At 70.3% G+C, this 16763-nt stretch carries 9 protein-coding genes and 4 pseudogenes; 4 read left to right on the top strand and 9 right to left on the bottom strand.

Annotated elements, in window-relative coordinates; all coding sequences use genetic code 11:
* Positions 1 to 288: 288 nt before the first annotated feature.
* Positions 289 to 1179, top strand: coding sequence for a hypothetical protein (locus ACFJI0_RS20695; protein WP_382322149.1), 891 nt, complete (start codon positions 289 to 291; stop codon positions 1177 to 1179).
* A 68-nt stretch (positions 1180 to 1247) separates the two neighbouring features.
* Here the strand turns inward: ACFJI0_RS20695 and ssb are convergent, their stop codons facing one another.
* Positions 1248 to 1748 (bottom strand): single-stranded DNA-binding protein, encoded by a 501-nt coding sequence (gene ssb, locus ACFJI0_RS20690; RefSeq protein WP_291112021.1) that lies wholly within the window; start codon positions 1746 to 1748, stop codon positions 1248 to 1250.
* A gap of 111 nt (positions 1749 to 1859) precedes the next feature.
* Between ssb and ACFJI0_RS20685 the strand changes: the two genes are divergently transcribed.
* The gene (locus ACFJI0_RS20685) at positions 1860 to 3236 is read left to right on the top strand and encodes a chloride channel protein (protein WP_382322148.1); all 1377 of its coding nucleotides are present in this window, start codon (positions 1860 to 1862) and stop codon (positions 3234 to 3236) included.
* Here the strand turns inward: ACFJI0_RS20685 and ACFJI0_RS20680 are convergent.
* Positions 3219 to 4412, bottom strand: coding sequence for an MFS transporter (locus tag ACFJI0_RS20680; RefSeq protein ID WP_382325757.1), 1194 nt, complete (start codon positions 4410 to 4412; stop codon positions 3219 to 3221). The genes ACFJI0_RS20685 and ACFJI0_RS20680 overlap by 18 nt on opposite strands.
* A gap of 276 nt (positions 4413 to 4688) precedes the next feature.
* On the opposite strand from ACFJI0_RS20680, the pseudogene uvrA reads away from it, so the two are divergent.
* Positions 4689 to 7741, top strand: a pseudogene (gene uvrA / locus ACFJI0_RS20675) (excinuclease ABC subunit UvrA).
* A 4-nt stretch (positions 7742 to 7745) separates the two neighbouring features.
* On the opposite strand, the pseudogene ACFJI0_RS20670 reads toward uvrA, so the two are convergent.
* Both ACFJI0_RS20670 and ACFJI0_RS20665 read right to left on the bottom strand, forming a co-directional pair.
* A pseudogene (locus tag ACFJI0_RS20670) lies at positions 7746 to 8575 on the bottom strand (MipA/OmpV family protein).
* Between the two features lie 7 nt (positions 8576 to 8582).
* Positions 8583 to 9128 (bottom strand): hypothetical protein, encoded by a 546-nt coding sequence (locus tag ACFJI0_RS20665; protein ID WP_382322147.1) that lies wholly within the window; start codon positions 9126 to 9128, stop codon positions 8583 to 8585.
* Positions 9129 to 9317: 189 nt separating this feature from the next.
* Between ACFJI0_RS20665 and ACFJI0_RS20660 the strand changes: the two are divergent.
* Positions 9318 to 10724: pseudogene (locus ACFJI0_RS20660) on the top strand (CHAD domain-containing protein); the annotation flags it as partial.
* A gap of 200 nt (positions 10725 to 10924) precedes the next feature.
* Here the strand turns inward: ACFJI0_RS20660 and ACFJI0_RS20655 are convergent.
* From ACFJI0_RS20655 to pyrF, 5 genes and pseudogenes are all read right to left on the bottom strand, one after another.
* A pseudogene (locus ACFJI0_RS20655) lies at positions 10925 to 11500 on the bottom strand (glutathione S-transferase family protein); the annotation flags it as partial.
* Positions 11497 to 12216, bottom strand: coding sequence for a glutathione S-transferase family protein (locus tag ACFJI0_RS20650; protein WP_382153601.1), 720 nt, complete (start codon positions 12214 to 12216; stop codon positions 11497 to 11499). The gene ACFJI0_RS20650 and the pseudogene ACFJI0_RS20655, both read right to left, overlap by 4 nt.
* Before the next feature lie 150 nt (positions 12217 to 12366).
* Positions 12367 to 13827, bottom strand: a complete 1461-nt coding sequence (locus tag ACFJI0_RS20645) for a DUF1501 domain-containing protein (protein ID WP_382322146.1) — start codon at positions 13825 to 13827, stop codon at positions 12367 to 12369.
* Between the two features lie 10 nt (positions 13828 to 13837).
* On the bottom strand, positions 13838 to 15694 hold the full coding sequence (locus ACFJI0_RS20640; protein WP_382322145.1) for a DUF1800 family protein: 1857 nt from the start codon (positions 15692 to 15694) through the stop codon (positions 13838 to 13840).
* Positions 15695 to 15849: 155 nt separating this feature from the next.
* Positions 15850 to 16689 (bottom strand): orotidine-5'-phosphate decarboxylase, encoded by an 840-nt coding sequence (pyrF, locus tag ACFJI0_RS20635; protein WP_382322144.1) that lies wholly within the window; start codon positions 16687 to 16689, stop codon positions 15850 to 15852.
* Positions 16690 to 16763: the final 74 nt, after the last annotated feature.

Below are 16763 nucleotides of genomic sequence, written 5' to 3'. Positions count from 1 at the left end.
CCTGGGATGCGGGCCACCTTCGTCCATGCATGGGGCGCCGGAACGGTCCATGGCACGCCGGCCTTTTTGGATTTCGATAACCTTTTTGTTCATTTCATGCCGGAAAAGCATGGGTTTTGTAGAAAAACAGTGTTATAAATTTCCGCGCGCGGGTGTCTTGAACGGTCCACCAGAGACGGGCTCCGCGCAGCAAGTGCCGATGGGCACCTCATGCCGGCGATGGTCGGATCGCGCCGGATGGTGATGCCCCTTGGTTTCAATCCAACTTGATTCGGGAAAGACCTCGGCATGTTCGATGCATTCGACGAGGGTGGGGGGCTTGGTGCCACCCACCACAGGGGAGAGGGGTGGGGGAGGCCTGGGCGGCACGAGGCAGGCGCGCCCGAGGCCATGGGCGGTGCGGCCGGGCGCGGCGTCACGGGCATGGCGTTTCGGGACGTGCTGCAGCACGTGTACGTGCGTGAAGCCGAACGCGATGCGCACGAGCCCGCCGATCTGCGGCGGCTCAACGGGCGGCTCCTGTGCGTGCTGACCGCGTGCCACGAGGTGGACACGGCCCGGCGGCGGCTGATGGGCAGCCTGAACACCCAGCAGACCTTGAAAAGCCTGGCCCACCTCCTCACGGCAAGGGGGGACGCTGGGTTGGGCCCAGGGACGGAGCAGCGCAAGCTCACGGAAATGCTGGCGGACTTGCGATGCACGGTGGAGATGGCCACGGCGATGTGGGAGGCGGCGGGCCGGCACTTCACGCGGGTGACGCGCCTGTTGCCGGCCCAGTTGGACACGAATGGGACCAACTTCATCCCGGCGGCGCCTGCCGAGATTGACCGGCTGGCGCTCGAAGCGCAACGGCAAGGGGATGAGGCCATTTCGAAGACGCCGGATGGGCATCGCACCTCGGCGAGCGATCGTTTTGCCCTAGCCAGGGAGACCTACCTGCAGGCGGTCATGGATTGGGAGCTGGCGCAAGCCCGATGGGCGCGCGCCGGTCGCGTGCGCCAACTGGCCGAGCCCGGGTGTCACACCGGATCTCAAGGCGCGATGGCGTTCGCTCAGGCCGTGGCCGGCCAGGAATGGCAACGCAGCAACCTGCTCATGCGGGAGGCACATGCCTGCATGACGCGCCATGCCCTCTACGCCGTGGCCCTGCAGTTGCCCGCGCACTTCGGGGTGGGCTGAGGGGCCAGCGAAAGGCCCGCAGCGCCGAGGCGCGTGCGGGCCTGATCGTGAAACCTGGCGGGGCGGCGTCAGAACGGGATGTCGTCGTCCATGTCGTCAAAGCCGCTGGACTGGCGCGCGGGCGCGGCCGCCGGGGCCTGGCGCGGCGCGGGTGCCGGGGCTCGGGGGGCCGCGGCGGGGCGCGAGTAGCCGCCGCCACCACCGCCTTCTTCACCGCCGCCACCGCCCATGCCTTCGCGGCCGCCGAGCAGCTGCAGTTCGGTGGCGATGATGTCCACCGTGTTCTTCTCCACGCCGGACTGGTCGGTGTACTTGCCGTACTTGAGGCGGCCTTCGACGTAGATCGGGCGGCCTTTCTTCACGTACTCGCCGGCGATTTCGGCCAGGCGGTCGTAGAAGGTGACGCGGTGCCACTGGGTGTCTTCGATCATCTCGCCGCTGTTCTTGTCCTTGCGGCGGCTGGAGGTCGCCACGCTGACGTTCGCCACGGCCTGGCCGGATGGCAGGTAGCGGATTTCGGGATCGCGGCCGCAGTTGCCGACGAGGATGACTTTGTTGACGGATGCCATGGTGGTGATGTCCTGAAGAGAGGGCGGGCCCGGGCGCGGCCGGGACGCGGCCTGACATTGTGCCGCAAGTGCCGGCGCGCCGGCCCGTATCGGTCGATACACTGGCCCCCCATGAAAGGCGAACCGGACTTCCTGCAGAACCTGCGCGACGAAATGGGCGGGGGGCGTCAATGGCTGGACCGCGCGGTGGTGATCGTCTATGCCGTGCTGGCGGGCCTCGCGGTGGTGGCGTTCACCTTGCTGGCCGAGGGGGCCTATGCCTTGTACAGCGGCTTGCGCAGCGGCTGGTGGTGGGCGCCGCTGGTGTGGACGCCCGCGCTCACGGCGCTGGTGGTCTGGGCCATCCGCCGCTGGGCCCCCGGGGCGGCCGGCTCCGGTGTGCCGCAGGTGCTGACCGCGCTGGACCCGGCCACCCCCTTGCGCGAGCGCTCGCGCTTCGTCTCGCTGCGGCTGAGCCTGGTCAAGATGGTGGCGGTGTCCGGCGGTGTGCTGGCCGGGCTGTCGATCGGCCGTCAGGGCCCGTCGGTGCAGGTCGCCGCCGGGGTCATGCTGCACGCGCGCCGCTGGCTGTCGCCGAATTCGGGCATCACCCACCGCGAACTGCTGGTGGCTGGCGGCGCGGCCGGCATCGCCGCGGCCTTCAACACGCCGCTGGGCGGCATCGTGTTCGCCATCGAAGAGCTGTCCCGGCGCCTGCAGGACCGCAACAGCGGCCTGATGCTGGCGGCCATCGTGATCGCCGGCCTGGTGGCGGTCTCGGCGTTCGGCAACCTGTCGTACTTCGGGCGGGTGCGGGCCGAGGCCCTGTCGTGGAGCCTGTTCCTGCCTGGCGCGCTGGTGGCCGTGGGCTGCGGGCTGCTGGGCGGGTTGATGTCGCGCCTGATGCTGGCCTCGTTCATCGGCCTGCCTGACCGCTTCTGCGCCTACCGGCGCAAGCGCCCGGTCACCTTCGCGGCGATCTGCGGCTTCGCGGTGGCGGTGATCGCCGTGATCAGCGACGGCACGGCCGTGGGCGGGGGCCACGAACACACCAAGGTGATGCTGGAACAGGTCGGCACACCGGGCGCGTCGCACCAGCCGCTGGTGTTCACGGGCCTGAAGTTCGTGGCCTCGTGGCTGTCGTCGTGGGCGGGTGTGCCCGGCGGGCTGTTCGGGCCCAGCCTGTCGATCGGCGCCGGTGTGGGCGCGGACGTGGCCTGGCTGCTCGATTCTCCGCACGGCGCGGCCCTGATCGCGCTGGGCATGTGCGGTTTCCTGGCGGCCGTGACGCAGACCCCGATCACCGCCATGATCATCGTGATGGAGATGACCGATGGCCACAGCATGGTGCTCAGCCTGATGGCTTGCGCGCTGCTGGCCAGCCTGATCTCGCGCATGATCAGCCGGCCGCTCTACAGCACCATGTCGCAGCTGATGATGCGCTCGATGCGCGATGGTGTGGCGGCTGCGCCGCCGCCGCCCGGCGAGGGTTCAGCGCCGGGCCGCTGAGGGCGGCGGCGCCTGCATCGGCCAGGCCACCACCAGCCACACCAGCATCGCCACGGCACAGACCGCGAACAGGCCTGGCGCGCCGTGCGCGCGCGCCAGCCAGCCGCCCACCGCGCCGCCGACGAAGAAGCCGACGGACTGCAGGGTGTTGTAGACGCCCAGCGCCGCCCCCCGGGCGTGCGCGGGCGCCAGTTTGGACACCAGACTGGGCTGGCTGGCTTCCAGCGTGTTGAAGCCGATGAAGAACACGAACAGCAGCCCGCCCAGGGTCCACAGGCCGGGTGAGGCGTCGGCCAGGGCCCACAACGCGAGCTGCACCGCGCCGATCAGGGCGATGGCGATCAGGAAGGCCGCGCGCAGCCGGCCCCGGCGCTCCATGGGAAAGAGCACGCCGCCCATCACCAGCAGGGACGCCACCACGGCGGGCAGGTAGACCTGGGCATGGTCCGCCTTGGGCAGGCCGGCGGCCACCAGCAGGGCCGGCACCGCCATCCACATCGCCAGCTGCACCGCGTGCAGCACGAACACGCCCAGGTTCAGGCGCAGCAGGCCCCGGTGGCGCAGCACCTCGGCCAGGCCGGCGCGCAACTGCTGCAGGTCGGAGGGCCGGTGTTCGCGCGGTTCGGGCGGTGCCACCCAGATCACCACGGCGATGGCCAGCAGCGCCAGCGCGCCGGTGAGGGCAAAGATGCCCGAGAGGCCGACCCAGGCCGCCAGCGCGGGCGCCAGCACCAGGGAGAGCGCGAACATCAGCGCGATGCTGGCCCCCACCATCGCCATGGCCTTGGTGCGCACGCTGTCGCGCGTGACGTCGGCCAGGAAGGCCGTCACGGCGGCGGAGATGGCGCCCGCGCCCTGCACCGCGCGGCCGATGGCCAGCCAGGTGAGGTCGGGCGCCCAGGCGGCGATGCCGCTGCCCAGGGCAAACAGCAGCAGGCCGGCCACGATCACGGGTTTGCGGCCGAAGCGGTCGGACGCCAGGCCCAGGGGAATCTGCAGAAAGGCCTGCGTCAGCCCGTACAGGCCCATGGCGAAGCCCACCCGGGCCGCGTCCTCGCCGCCGGGCAGGCGCGCGGCTTCCAGCGCGAACACCGGCAGCACGATGAACAGGCCCAACATGCGCAGCGCGAACACCAGGGCCAGGGAGGCGCTGGCGCGGCGCTCGGCGGGGGTCATGCGGGCGGCGTCGGGCGGCGTGGTGGCCGCGTTGGCGGGGGAGGGGCTCAGGGTGGACAAGGCAGCGGAGGCCGGCAGGGCGGGCAGGGGAGACAGGGGGACGGCGTATTGTCGGCGAAAGGCCGGCGCCCGCCGGGCGGAGGGGCGCAAAACCGCGTGGCGGCTTATCATGTCGGGTTGCCCTGAACCCCGCATCGCGCCTTGAACCAGAACCTTCCCCCGGACCTGAAATTGCCTGGATCGACCGGCGCCGACACCCCCGGGACGCCGCCGTCCGTGGGCGAGCCATCCCCCCGTTACCTGGGCGCCGCCCTGCGGCATGCCAGCGCGTTCCTGTCGGTGCGCGGTGCGCGCACGCACAACCTCAAGAACATCGACCTCGACATCCCCAAGCATGCTTTGGTGGTGATCACCGGGCTGTCGGGCTCGGGCAAGTCCAGCCTGGCGTTCGACACGCTCTATGCCGAGGGGCAGCGCCGCTACGTGGAGAGCCTGTCGGCCTATGCGCGGCAGTTCCTGCAACTGATGGACAAGCCCGACGTGGACCTGATCGAAGGCCTGTCGCCCGCCATCGCCATCGAGCAGAAGGCCACCAGCCACAACCCGCGCTCCACCGTGGGCACGGTGACCGAGATCCACGACTACCTGCGCCTGCTGTTCGCGCGCGCGGGCACGCCGCACTGCCCCGACCATGGCTTGCCGCTGACCTCGCAGAGCGTGGCGCAGATGGTGGACACGGTGCTCGCGCTGCCCGAGGGCACGCGCCTGATGATCCTGGCCCCGGTGGCGCGCGAGAAAAAAGGCGAGTTCACCGAGCTCTTCGCCGACATGCAGGCCCAGGGCTATGTGCGCTTCCGCGTCGACGGCGCGGTGCTGGAGGCCGAGGCGCTGCCGGCCTTGAAGAAAACCGAGAAGCACAACATCGACGTGGTGATCGACCGCATCAAGGTGCGCGTCGACGTTGAGGAAGAGGGCGTGAATCCCTTGCGCCAGCGCCTGGCCGAGAGTTTCGAGGCCGCGCTGCGCCTGGCCGACGGCCGGGCCATCGCGATGGAGATGGACGCGCCGGAAACCCCTGGCGCGGTGCCGCGCGAGCACGGTTTCTCGGCGCGCTTTGCCTGCCCGCTGTGCCACTACACCGTGGGCGAACTCGAGCCGCGCCTGTTCTCGTTCAACTCGCCCATGGGCGCCTGCCCGACCTGCGACGGCCTGGGCCACACCGAATTCTTCGACCCCGCGCGCGTGGTCGCCTTTCCCTCGCTGAGCCTGGCCAGCGGTGCCATCAAGGGTTGGGATCGGCGCAACGGTTATTACTTCGCCATGATCGAGAGCCTCGCGGCGCACTACAAGTTCGACGCCGAGGCGCCCTGGGAGAGCCTGCCCGACGCGGTGCAGCAGGTGCTGCTCTACGGCTCGGGCGAGGAAGAGGTGAAGTTCAGCTACGCGCTCGAATCCGGCGAGCGCGCGGGCAAGAAGATCAGCAAGAAGCACCCCTTCGAAGGCATCGTGCGCAACTTCGAGCGCCGCTACCGCGAGACCGACAGCGCCGCCGTGCGCGAGGAACTGGCGCGCTACCGCGCCGTGCAGCCCTGCCCGGAGTGCGGCGGTTCGCGCCTGCGCCGCGAGGCGCGCCACGTGTTCGTGGGCGAGGGTGAACAGAAGCAGCCCATCTACAAGATCAGCCACGTCACGCTGGGCGAGGCGCTGGCCTATTTCCAGCAACTGGAGCTGCACGGCGCCAAGGGCGACATCGCCGCGCGCGTGATCAACGAGATCCGCCAGCGCCTGAAATTCCTGAACGACGTGGGCCTGAACTACCTCAGCCTGGACCGCAGCGCCGACACGCTCTCGGGTGGCGAGGCCCAGCGCATCCGCCTGGCCAGCCAGATCGGCAGTGGCCTGACCGGCGTGATGTACGTGCTCGACGAGCCCAGCATCGGCCTGCACCAGCGCGACAACGACCGCCTCATCGCCACGCTGCAGCACCTGCGCGACCTCGGCAACACGGTGCTGGTGGTCGAGCACGACGAGGACATGATCCGCACCGCCGACCACGTGATCGACATGGGCCCGGGCGCGGGCGTGCACGGCGGGCGCGTGATGGCGCAAGGCACCTGCGAGCAGGTCATCGCCCGGCCGATTCGCTTACTGGTCAGTACCTCAGCGGCACGCGCCAGATCGCCGTGCCCGCGCGCCGCACCCCCTGGCTGCCGGTGGTGAAGAAGGGCGATGCCCCGAAGGCCGCGCCCGCCAAGCCGCGTTTCCCGCCCAGCCCGGCGGCCGAGCGCCGCGCCGCGCGCGAGGCCGCGCACCAGGCCACGCTGGGCGAGCTGCAGGAAATCCGCGTCGTCAACGCGCGCGGGCACAACCTCAAGGGCGCGAGCGTGGCGTTCCCGGTCGGCCTGCTGACCTGCGTCACCGGCGTCTCGGGCTCGGGCAAGTCCACCCTGGTCAACGACACGCTGTACGCGGCGGTGGCGCGCACGCTCTACCGATCGCACGACGAGCCGGCCGCGCACGACGCGATCGAAGGCATCGAACACTTCGACAAGGTCATCAACGTCGACCAGTCGCCCATCGGTCGCACGCCGCGCAGCAACCCGGCGACCTACACCGGCCTGTTCACCGGCATCCGCGAACTCATGGCCGAGATGCCCACCGCGCGCGAGCGCGGCTACGGCCCGGGCCGTTTCAGCTTCAACGTGGCCGGTGGGCGCTGCGAGGCCTGCCAGGGCGATGGCGTGGTCAAGGTGGAGATGCACTTCCTGCCCGACGTGTACGTGCCCTGCGAGGTCTGCCACGGCCAGCGCTACAACCGCGAGACGCTGGACGTGCAGTACAAGGGCCGCAACATCGCGCAGATCCTGGACATGACGGTGGAGCAGTCGCACGCCTTCTTCAGCGCCGTGCCCACGCTGCACCGCAAGCTGCAGACCCTGCTCGACGTGGGCCTGTCCTACATCCAGCTCGGTCAGAGCGCGACCACGCTCTCGGGAGGCGAGGCGCAGCGCGTCAAGCTCGCGCTGGAGCTCTCCAAGCGCGACACCGGCCGCACGCTCTACATCCTGGACGAACCCACCACCGGCCTGCACTTCGCCGACATCGAACTGCTGCTCAAGGTGCTGCACCAGCTGCGCGACGCGGGCAACACCATCGTGGTGATCGAACACAACCTCGACGTCATCAAGACCGCCGACTGGGTCATCGACATGGGGCCCGAAGGGGGCTCGGGCGGTGGCACGGTGGTGGCGCAGGGCACGCCCGAGACCATCGCGGCGCACCCCGACAGCCACACCGGGCGCTACCTGCGCCGCCTGCTGACGGTCTAGAGGCCTAGTTGTTGCGGTAGGCCAGGCCGACGGTGGCGCCGTAGGCGGTCTGGCGCCCCGCCAGCGGGCTGCGCGCGGCCGCGCCCTGCAGCTGCGACACGCCCACGCCGCCGTAGGCCACCCAGTGGCGGTTCAGCGCCGAGGTGATGCGCCAACCCAGCGAGACCGTGTCCCAGCCCGAGCCGATCGCGAACGCCGGCACACCCGTGGCGGCCGCCGGGGCCGGGTCCACGCCGTAGTGCGTCTGCCGGTAGGTGCCGTTGGCCAGCCCGCACCCAGCGACAGGTCCCAGTGGGTCTGCGAAGAAACGGGGTGGCGGTAGCTCAGGCCATGGTCCACACGCAGGCCGCCGGCGCGGCCCAGCAGGTCTTGCGAGGCCCGCACCGAGTAGGTCCAGCGCTGGCTCAGGGCCGCGTTGGCGCCGACGCGGCCGCGCAGCGTGGCGCGCACGTCGGGCAGGCCGCGGAAGACGGCGTCGTCGTCCCACGAGCGCCCCTCGTCGATCGACAGCGAGGTGCTCAGCGACCAGCGGTCGTTGCCGGCCAGCACCGTGCTCACGCCGGTGTCCACGCTCTGGCGGCCCTGGCTGAGCAGGGCGCTGGCGCCCGAGGTGGCGAAGCGGAAGCGCCCGAGTTGAAAGGCCCAGATCGGGCGCAGCCGCAGGCGCTGCTCGACATCGCTGCCGAGTTGCGGCGCGGACGACACCACGGCGGCGCCCACGAGGTAGTCGCGGCTGGCTTCCAGGGCCACGGTGTCGGTGGGAGGCGCTGCCGCGCCCGCCCCGGTGCGCAGCGCGGACAGCGTGGCCGCGGCAGCAAGGACAGGGCAGCGCATCGCGAGTTCAGAACCGGCCGAGGTCTTCGATCGCATCCACCACCATGCCCGTGCCCACGGCGATCATCAGGATGTCGGCCGCCACGCGCACGTACTTGTAGCCCGAGGGGGGCAGGCCGATCTGCACCGACACGCTGTTGGGCACGGGGTAGTACACGACGTCGCGCGGCAACGGATAGCCCATGCGCCACTTCTTCGCCTGGCCGGGGGGCATGCAGCCGTTGTGCTTCTTGGCCAGGCCCGGCGGGCATTTGCCGGCCTTGAACCGGGGCTCGTAGTAATCGTGGGCGATGCGGCGCTGGGGCTCACCGAAGTAGCCGCCGATCTGGATGTTCACCGACACGCTGGACGAGGGCGAGCGTGGCCCGTCGCGGCGGTCGTCCCGCCGGTCATCGCGGTGGTCGTCGCGGTGCTTCTCGTGCTTTTCATGCTTGTCGTGTTTGCCACCCTGCTTGCCGGCCCATTCGGGTTTTTCGGCCAGGGCCGGCAGGCTGCCCAGCAGCATCAGGCTCAGGAAGGCGATGGAGAGGCGCGTGCGCGGTGGGAGAGTCATGTCGTGGGCTTGTGGGGTGTTGTGTCGAACGACCGGGTCCGAGGGGGCGCGGCCTGTCGCGATTCTGGCGTGGCGCGTGGCCGTCGGCGTTACAAGGCGTAAGGCTGTGGCGGGCTCGCCGCGTGGCGCGGTAGATGAATTTCCCCGGTGCTGGCAGACTCGCCGCTCCCCCCGTGCCCCAACGACCCCATGCCCCAGGAAACCGAACTCAAGCTCGAACTGCACCCCGAGGACCTGCCGCGCCTGCTCGCGCACCCGCTGCTGAGCGGGCAGGCGCCGCGCCGCGAGCGCCTGTTCAACACCTATTTCGACACCTCCACCCTCACCCTGCGCGCGCAGCGCCTGGCGGTGCGCGAGCGCCGCGTGGGCCGCCGCACCCTGCTCACGGTGAAGACGGCGGGCACCTCGGTGGGGGGCCTGTCGCGCCGCGGCGAATGGGAGGCCGCTTGCCGCCCGGGCCGCTTCGACTTCGCGGCCCTGGTCGACGACGAGGCGCTGGCGCAGCAACTGCTGTGTGTGGCGTGGCAGCTGGTGCCGGTGTTCCGCACCGACTTCACGCGCCGCAGCTGGACCCTGTCGCACGGCGGCGCGGTGGTGGAGGTGGCGCTGGACCAGGGCGCCATCACCACCGGCAACGCCGAGGGCAACCACCGCCAGGCCATTCTGGAACTGGAGCTGGAGTTGCTCAGCGGCCCGGTCGATGCCTTGCTGGACCTGGCGCACACGCTGGCCCTGGGCCCGAGCGGGCAGGCCGCCCAGGGACTGCGCCTGCTGCCGGCCCAGCGCAGCAAGGCCGAGCGGGGCTATGCCCTCTTCACCGGCGAACGCCTGCGGCCCAGCAAGGCCGAGCCGCTCGCGCTGGATGCGCAGATGGCGCCGGTGCAGGCCTTCCAGGCCGCCGCGCTGAGCTGCCTGAGCCACCTGCAGGCCAACGAGGCCGGCGTGCGGCCGCCCGGGCCGGATGGCGCCGTGCCCGACCCCGAGTTCGTGCACCAGGCGCGGGTGGCCCTGCGGCGGCTGCGCACCGGCCTGCGCCTGTTCCGGGCCCACCTGCCACGCCGTTTCGTCGCGCACTGGGCGGCCGAGTGGAAAACCCTCGCGGGCCAGCTCGGCGACGCGCGCAACTGGGATGTGTTCGCCACCGAACGCCTGCCCGCGTGGCAACCCGAGGCCGTGCCGGGCGCCGCGATGGCGCCCGCCGAGCAGGCTTTGCTTGATTGGGTGCGGGACCAGCGCCAGGCGGCCCACCAGCGCGCGGCCGATGCTCTGGGTGGATGTGAGCACGCGCTTCGAATGCTGGCATTCACCCGGGCCGTGCTGGCTTTGCAGGCCCGTGGCGAAGCTCCGCAGAGCCTGCCCGACTGGGCGCGCGACACGCTGCGCCAGCGCCACATGGCGCTGCAAGCCGAAGCGCGCCGCGCGCGCCGGCTCGGACCGGAGGGGAGGCACGAACTGCGCATCGTCTTGAAGAAGCTGCGGTATGCGCAGGAATTCCTGGCCAGCGTGTTGCCGCCCAGGCGGCTGGAGCGCAGCACCGAGGCCCTGGCCGATGCGCAGGAGCTGCTGGGGCAGCTCAACGACCTGAGCACCGCGCAGGCCTTGCTGGCCACCGTGCCCGAAGGCCTGGCCGACGCCCTGGGTCGAGCGCTGGCAGGCGGCGCTGCGGGACCAGCTGGCATCGGGCCTGCAGGCCCTGCCGGCCATGGAGCGCGCGCTGGCGCGCACACCCACGCCCTGGGGTTGAGCCAGGGCTTCAGACCAGGGCGCTGGGGCGCGTTGCGCACGCGGTCGCGCCAGGCCTGCAGCGCGTGGAAGCCCTCGTCGGCGGGCTTGAAGCGCATCAGCCGCGCGAACTCGACGGTGCAGAACGCGGTGATGTCGGCGATGGTGAAGCGGTTGCCGGCCACCCAGGGCTGGCGCTGCAGCTCGGCGTTGAGCCAGGCGGCGGTCTCGCGGGCCTTGGCCACCTGCGAGTGGCCGAAATCGGGAAACTGCGGCTGCTCCAGCGGTGCCAGGCCCGGGTGCGTGTGGCGGATGGCGTTGGCCATGGGCAGCATGAAGTACCACTCCACGCGCCGGTCGGCCATCTCGATGAAGGCACGTTCCTCGGCGTTCTGCCCCATCAGGTTGGGCGTGGGGTAGCGGCCTTCCATCCAGGTGCAGATCGCGCGCGTCTCGGTGAGCACGCGCCCGTCGTCGAACTCCAGCGCGGGTACGCGCGCCAGCGGGCTCTTGGCGCGGTAGCCGCTGGTCTTGTGCTCCTGGGCGTTGAGGTCGATGTTGACCAGCTCCAGCCCGTTGATGTTCTTCTCGACCAGGAACATCAGCACCCGGCGCGGGTTGGGGGCGCGCGGCGACACGTACAGCTTCATGCACCACCCCCGCCCGCCTTCAGGCTCTGGCCGGTTTCCATCAGGCGCCGGGCGTCCTCGGCGAAGCGCTGCGCGCCCTGTTCCCCGTCGCGCTCCAGGTCCATGGTCGAGGCCGGCCGCTCGATGCCGCGCTGCACCGCCGGGCGCGCACGGATCGCGTCGCGCCAGCGCTTGAGGTGGGGCAGGTCGCCGATGTCCACCCCGGACCAGCGGTGGGTGCGCACCCAGGCCCAGTTGGCGATGTCGGCGATGGAGTAGTCGCCCGCGAGGTACTCGTGCTGCGCCAGGTGGCCGTCGAGCACGCGGAACAGGCGCTTGCATTCGCCCTGGTAGCGGTCGATCGCGGCCGGGATCTTCTCGGGAAAGTAGCGGAAGAACACATTGGCCTGGCCCATCATGGGTCCGATGCCGCCCATCTGGAACATCAGCCACTGCATCACGAGCGAGCGCCCCTTCATGTCCGACGGCATGAGTCGGCCGGTTTTTTCGGCCAGGTAGATCAGGCAGGCGCCGGACTCGAACACCGCGAAACCGCCGGCCTCGTGGTCCACGAGGGCCGGGATGCGGCCATTGGGGTTGATCTTCAGGTAGTCGGGCTGCCGCTGTTCGCCTTCGCTCAGCTTGAGCACCTTCAGCGTGTAGGGCAGGCCCAGCTCTTCGAGCGCGATGGACACCTTGTGCCCGTTGGGCGTGGCGGCGGTATAGAGGTCGATCATGCAGAGGCTCGCTGAAGAAGTCGGGCCATCTTAGGGGCACTTCACCGGAGGGCGGTGTCAGGTCGGGAACACCGCGGAACCGGCTTTGCCGGGCCGCAGGTGTTGCCCCTGAGGGGTGACGCGCCGCAGGCGCGGCGCGGGGGGAGCCCTCTAGAGCATAAAGCCCAGGTTGGTGGGGTAGTCGACGCTGTTGAAGTTGCCCAGGTTGGGCAGGATGCCGCTCATCTCGGCGCCCTGCACGCCGAACCAGGTGGCCAGGGTGCCGGCGTACTGGTCCACCGAGGTGCTGGGCAGCAGCCGGCCCTGGCCCACGTGCCACTGGTCGTTGGCGTCGGTGGTGGAGTTGCCCACGCTCACCGGTGGCGCCTTGCCGTAGAAGGCCTTGCCGCGCACCGCGCCGCCGACCAGGAAGTGGTGGCTGCCCCAGCCGTGGTCGGAGCCGTCGCCGTTGTAGCTGAGCGTGCGGCCGAAGTCGGACGCGGTGAAGGTGGTGACCTTGTCGGCCACGTTGAGCGCCGCCGTGGCGTTGTAGAACGCGGTGAGCGCCGAACTCACACGGTCCATCAGCGTGGCCTGGCCGCCGATGAGGTTGTCGTGCAGATCGAAGCCGCCGATGGAGACGAAGAACACCTGGCGCTGGTTGCCCAGCTGGGTGCGCGCGGCGATCAGGCGCGCCACCATCCTGAGCTGGTCGGCCAGGCCGTTGGCGGTGGGGAAGGCGTTGAACGGTGCGTCGGTGGCCGGGAAGGCGGCCAGCGCCGAGGTGAGCGCGCTTTCGGCGCCCACGGCGCGCGCGGTGACGAGGTTGTATTCGTTCTCCAGCACGTGGGTGCGGGTCTGCAGCGCCAGCGAGGTGATGGCCGCGCGCACCGCGGCCGAGTTGTAGACGTTGTTGTTGACCGCGCTGATCTTCACCGCGCCGTTGGTGCTGACCTGGTACGACAGCGCCTGGTCGCCGGAGAGGAACACCGTGTTGCCGGTGACCGAGACGCAGGTGAGCACGCGGTTGGTGTTGGCCGAGAGCGCCAGGTCGCCGATGTGGCCGCCCCAGCCGGTGGTGGCGCCTTCGGGCTGCGACGATTGCCAGACCGACTGCTGATCGTTGTGCGAGAACAGCTTGGGCGGCAGCGGGTAGGCCACGCGGTTGCTGCCGTGGTACTGCTGGCGCGTGACCGGCGCCACCAGCGGGCCGACGTTGAGCTGCACCGCCGCCACGCCGCTGTTGAACAGGCCGGCCAAGCCGGTCATGGCCGGGTGCAAGGCGTACTGCTTGCCACCGGGCAGGGCCACGGTGGGGTTGAGCACGGTGGGCGTGAGCGCGGCCTGCGCCAGGGCGATGCCGCCGGCCGTGCGGTTCGCGCCGCCGCCGCGGATGGCGCTGTACTGGTCGTAGCTGGCGGTGTCGTAGTTGACGACGGTGTTGGCGTAATCGTTGCCGCCGTTGAGGAACACGCAGACCAGGGCCTTGTAGTCGGTGGCGTTGAACGCCGCCGCGTCGGCCATGGCCGCGAGGTTGAGCGCGGTGGGCAGGGCCGCGCCGGTGAAGGCCAGCTGGCCGGCGCGGCGCAGGAAGGCGCGGCGGGTGTGCAGATCGGGCTGGATGAAGTGCATGTCGGGCCCCTTATTTCTGGATCAGGTATTCGGGACAGGCCATGACCATCAGGATGGCGGCCCAGATGCGACGGCGCTTGACGGTGTCGCTGCTGGCCGTGGTCACCGGCGTGGCGTTGAGCGCCGAGACCATGGTGGCGCGCGAGGCGCTGGAGACCTGGCCCGCGGCGAGCACCAGGCAGATGTGGTTCACCAGCGCCGTGGCATCGGCCACCAGCGCGAGTTCGCGGCTGTAGTTGGCCTGCACGTCGTAGGCGTAGTTGGTCCAGGCGGCCTGCGGCGCGCCGGGCTCGGGGCAGTTGATGCCGCGCTCGATCACGCCCTGCATGAAGTTCAGGTAACCGCCCACGGTGGACTCGTTGACCAGCTGGAACTCGGGCGCGGTGGCGCCCGCGGCCGAGAGCGCGGTGCCTGGTGGCACGTAGCCCGGCCGGAAGAAGTTGAACACCGAGGGCGAGCGCAGCGGGCTCTGGCCGAGCTGGGTGGCCGTGTTGTTCAGCTCGAAGATCTTCCAGCTGCCGGCCGCCGAGGTGACGCCGAAGGTGCGCGCCCACTGGATGAAGCGCAGCATGGGTTCGCGCAGCTTGCCGAAGGTGGTGCTTTGCAGCGAGGCCGGACCGCGCGCCTCGTCGTCGAGCAGGATCGCCACCCACACCGCCTTCAGGTCGCCACGCACGCCCGCACCGTTGTCGTTGAAGCGCGATGCGACGCGCGCCACGTAGGCCGGGCTGGGGTGGCTGGTCACCAGGCGCTGGATCATCTGGCGCGCGAAGAAGGGGCCGGCATTCGGGTGGTTGAACAGGGTGTCCAGCGCCATCCGCAGGGCGGTGGGTCCCGGTGTGTTGGCCGGCACCGTGGTGCCCAGGAAGCGGGCTTCCAGGTTGGAGTGCCGGTTGGCGTTGAACGACATGCGCTTGCCCGCGAAGGCCTTCGACTCGATGGTGTAGTTGTCCACCGGATGGCGCACGCCGTCGGAGGTGTCGAAGTTGTAGCCGGTGAACACGCGCGCCAGGCCGGTCACGTCGGCCTGGGTGTAGCTCTCCAGCGGCACGCCGCCGCTGGTCTTGGGCGTGCCGTCGAGGTTGAGTTCGACCACGCCGATGGTGAAGAGCTGCATCACCTCGCGCGCGTAGTTCTCGTCGGGCACGCGGCCGGTGCTGGCGTTCTCTTTCTGGTTGCCCTTGGTATTGAGGAAGTAGCCCATCGCAGGGTGCAGCGTGACGTCTTCCAGCAGCTCGCGGTAGTTGCCGAAGGCGTTGCGCGCCAGCGTGTCCCACCAGCTCGCGTAGGCGTGCGAGCGCCAGGTGAACTCGGCCGAGGCGAGCGAGGCCACGAAGAATTCCGAGAGCGCCAGCGCGGCGCGCTTGCGCATCATGTCCGGCCCGCTCAGGAGCTGGTTCCAGATCATGAAGTCGGCCGGGTAGTAGGTGAAGAAGTAGTTGTTGGCGTCCACCGCGCCATAGCCCCGGGCCTCCAGCCAGTTCCAGCCGGTGATGCCCTGGTAGCGCGCGAACTGGTTGGACAGCCATTGCGCGCAGCCCATGCCACGCAGCTCGGCCATCTCCGCCGGTGTGGAGGAAAACTGCGCCTGCTGAAGGAAACGCGCGGCCTCGGCGTCGTTCGTGGGGTTGATGTGGCTGTAGCCGGCGATGGGAAAGTCGATCACGCCCACCGCCGGTGCCGCGTCGGCGGTGCCGCCGCCACCACCACCGCCGCCACAAGCCGCGAGCAGCGCGGCCGCCGCCAGCGGCGTGAGCGCGTGCCGGGATGCTGGCGTGGGGTTCTCCGGCGAAGAACCTGGTTCTTGGTGTGCGTCGGCCGCGCTCGCATCGGCCGCTTGTTCAGGCGCTTCTTCGATGTCCATCATGACGATCCCTCCTCGGTTCGACGAGCGCGAGTGTAGGGAGGCGCCTTCAGCGGAAAAGGCCGAATTTCAAGTCGTTACAAGTGGGTGTGGCGCGTTCGCGGCACCCGCCCGACGGCGCTACCGCCGGGGTTTGCCCGGCGGCCATCCGTCGAAATTCAGGTGCGCGCGGCGCGCAGTTCGTCTCGTGTTTTCTGCGCCACCCGACGCGCCGCGTCCGCGAAGTCCGCACCGGCCGACGCATACAGAATGGCGCGCGACGAGTTCACGATGATGGGACCGGTGGTCTCATCGCCCTGGGTGCGCAGGCCAGCCTTCACGGTGCGCACGGCATCGCCGCCCTGCGCGCCCACGCCGGGAATCAGCAACGGCAGCGTGGGCGCGATCTCGCGCACGCGCTCGATCTCGGCGGGGTAGGTGGCGCCCACCACGAGGCCGAGCTGGCCGTTGAGGTTCCATGGTCCTTGCGCGAGGCGCGCCACGTGTTCGTACAGGCGCGGTTCGCCGTCGATGGAAGCGAAGCGCTGGTTCTGCAGGTCGTCGCCACCGGGGTTGGAGGTGCGGCAGAGCAGGAACGCGCCCTTGCCGTGGTACTGCAGGTAAGGCTGCACCGAGTCGAAGCCCATGAAGGGCGAGAGCGTGACCGCGTCGGCGCCGTAGCGCTCGAAGGCCTCGATGGCGTACTGCTCGGCGGTGCTGCCGATGTCGCCGCGCTTGGCGTCCAGGATCACCGGCACCTGCGGCGCCACGCGGCGCATGTGCGCCATCAGCCGCTCCAGCTGCTCTTCCGCGCGGTGCGCCGCGAAGTAGGCGATCTGCGGCTTGAAGGCGATCGCCGTGTCGGCCGTGGCCTCGACGATGGCGGCGCAGAAGTCGTAGATGCGGGAGGCGTCGTTCTTCAGGTGCGCGGGGAAACGGGCGGGATCGGGGTCCAGGCCCACGCACAGCAGGGAACGGTTCTGGCGCTCGGCGGTGCGCAGCATGTCGAGAAAGGTCATGGGCCGATTTTAGTTGGCCGCCTGCCGCGAGGTCTTGGCGGTCCCGCGACGGACACCGCCCCCCCGCGCCGCCT

Source organism: Hydrogenophaga sp. UC242_53 (assembly GCF_042696965.1).
Taxonomy (GTDB): domain Bacteria; phylum Pseudomonadota; class Gammaproteobacteria; order Burkholderiales; family Burkholderiaceae_C; genus Hydrogenophaga.
The sequence above is the reverse complement of the archived record's forward strand: the minus strand, read 5'-3'. Positions and strand labels throughout refer to the sequence as shown.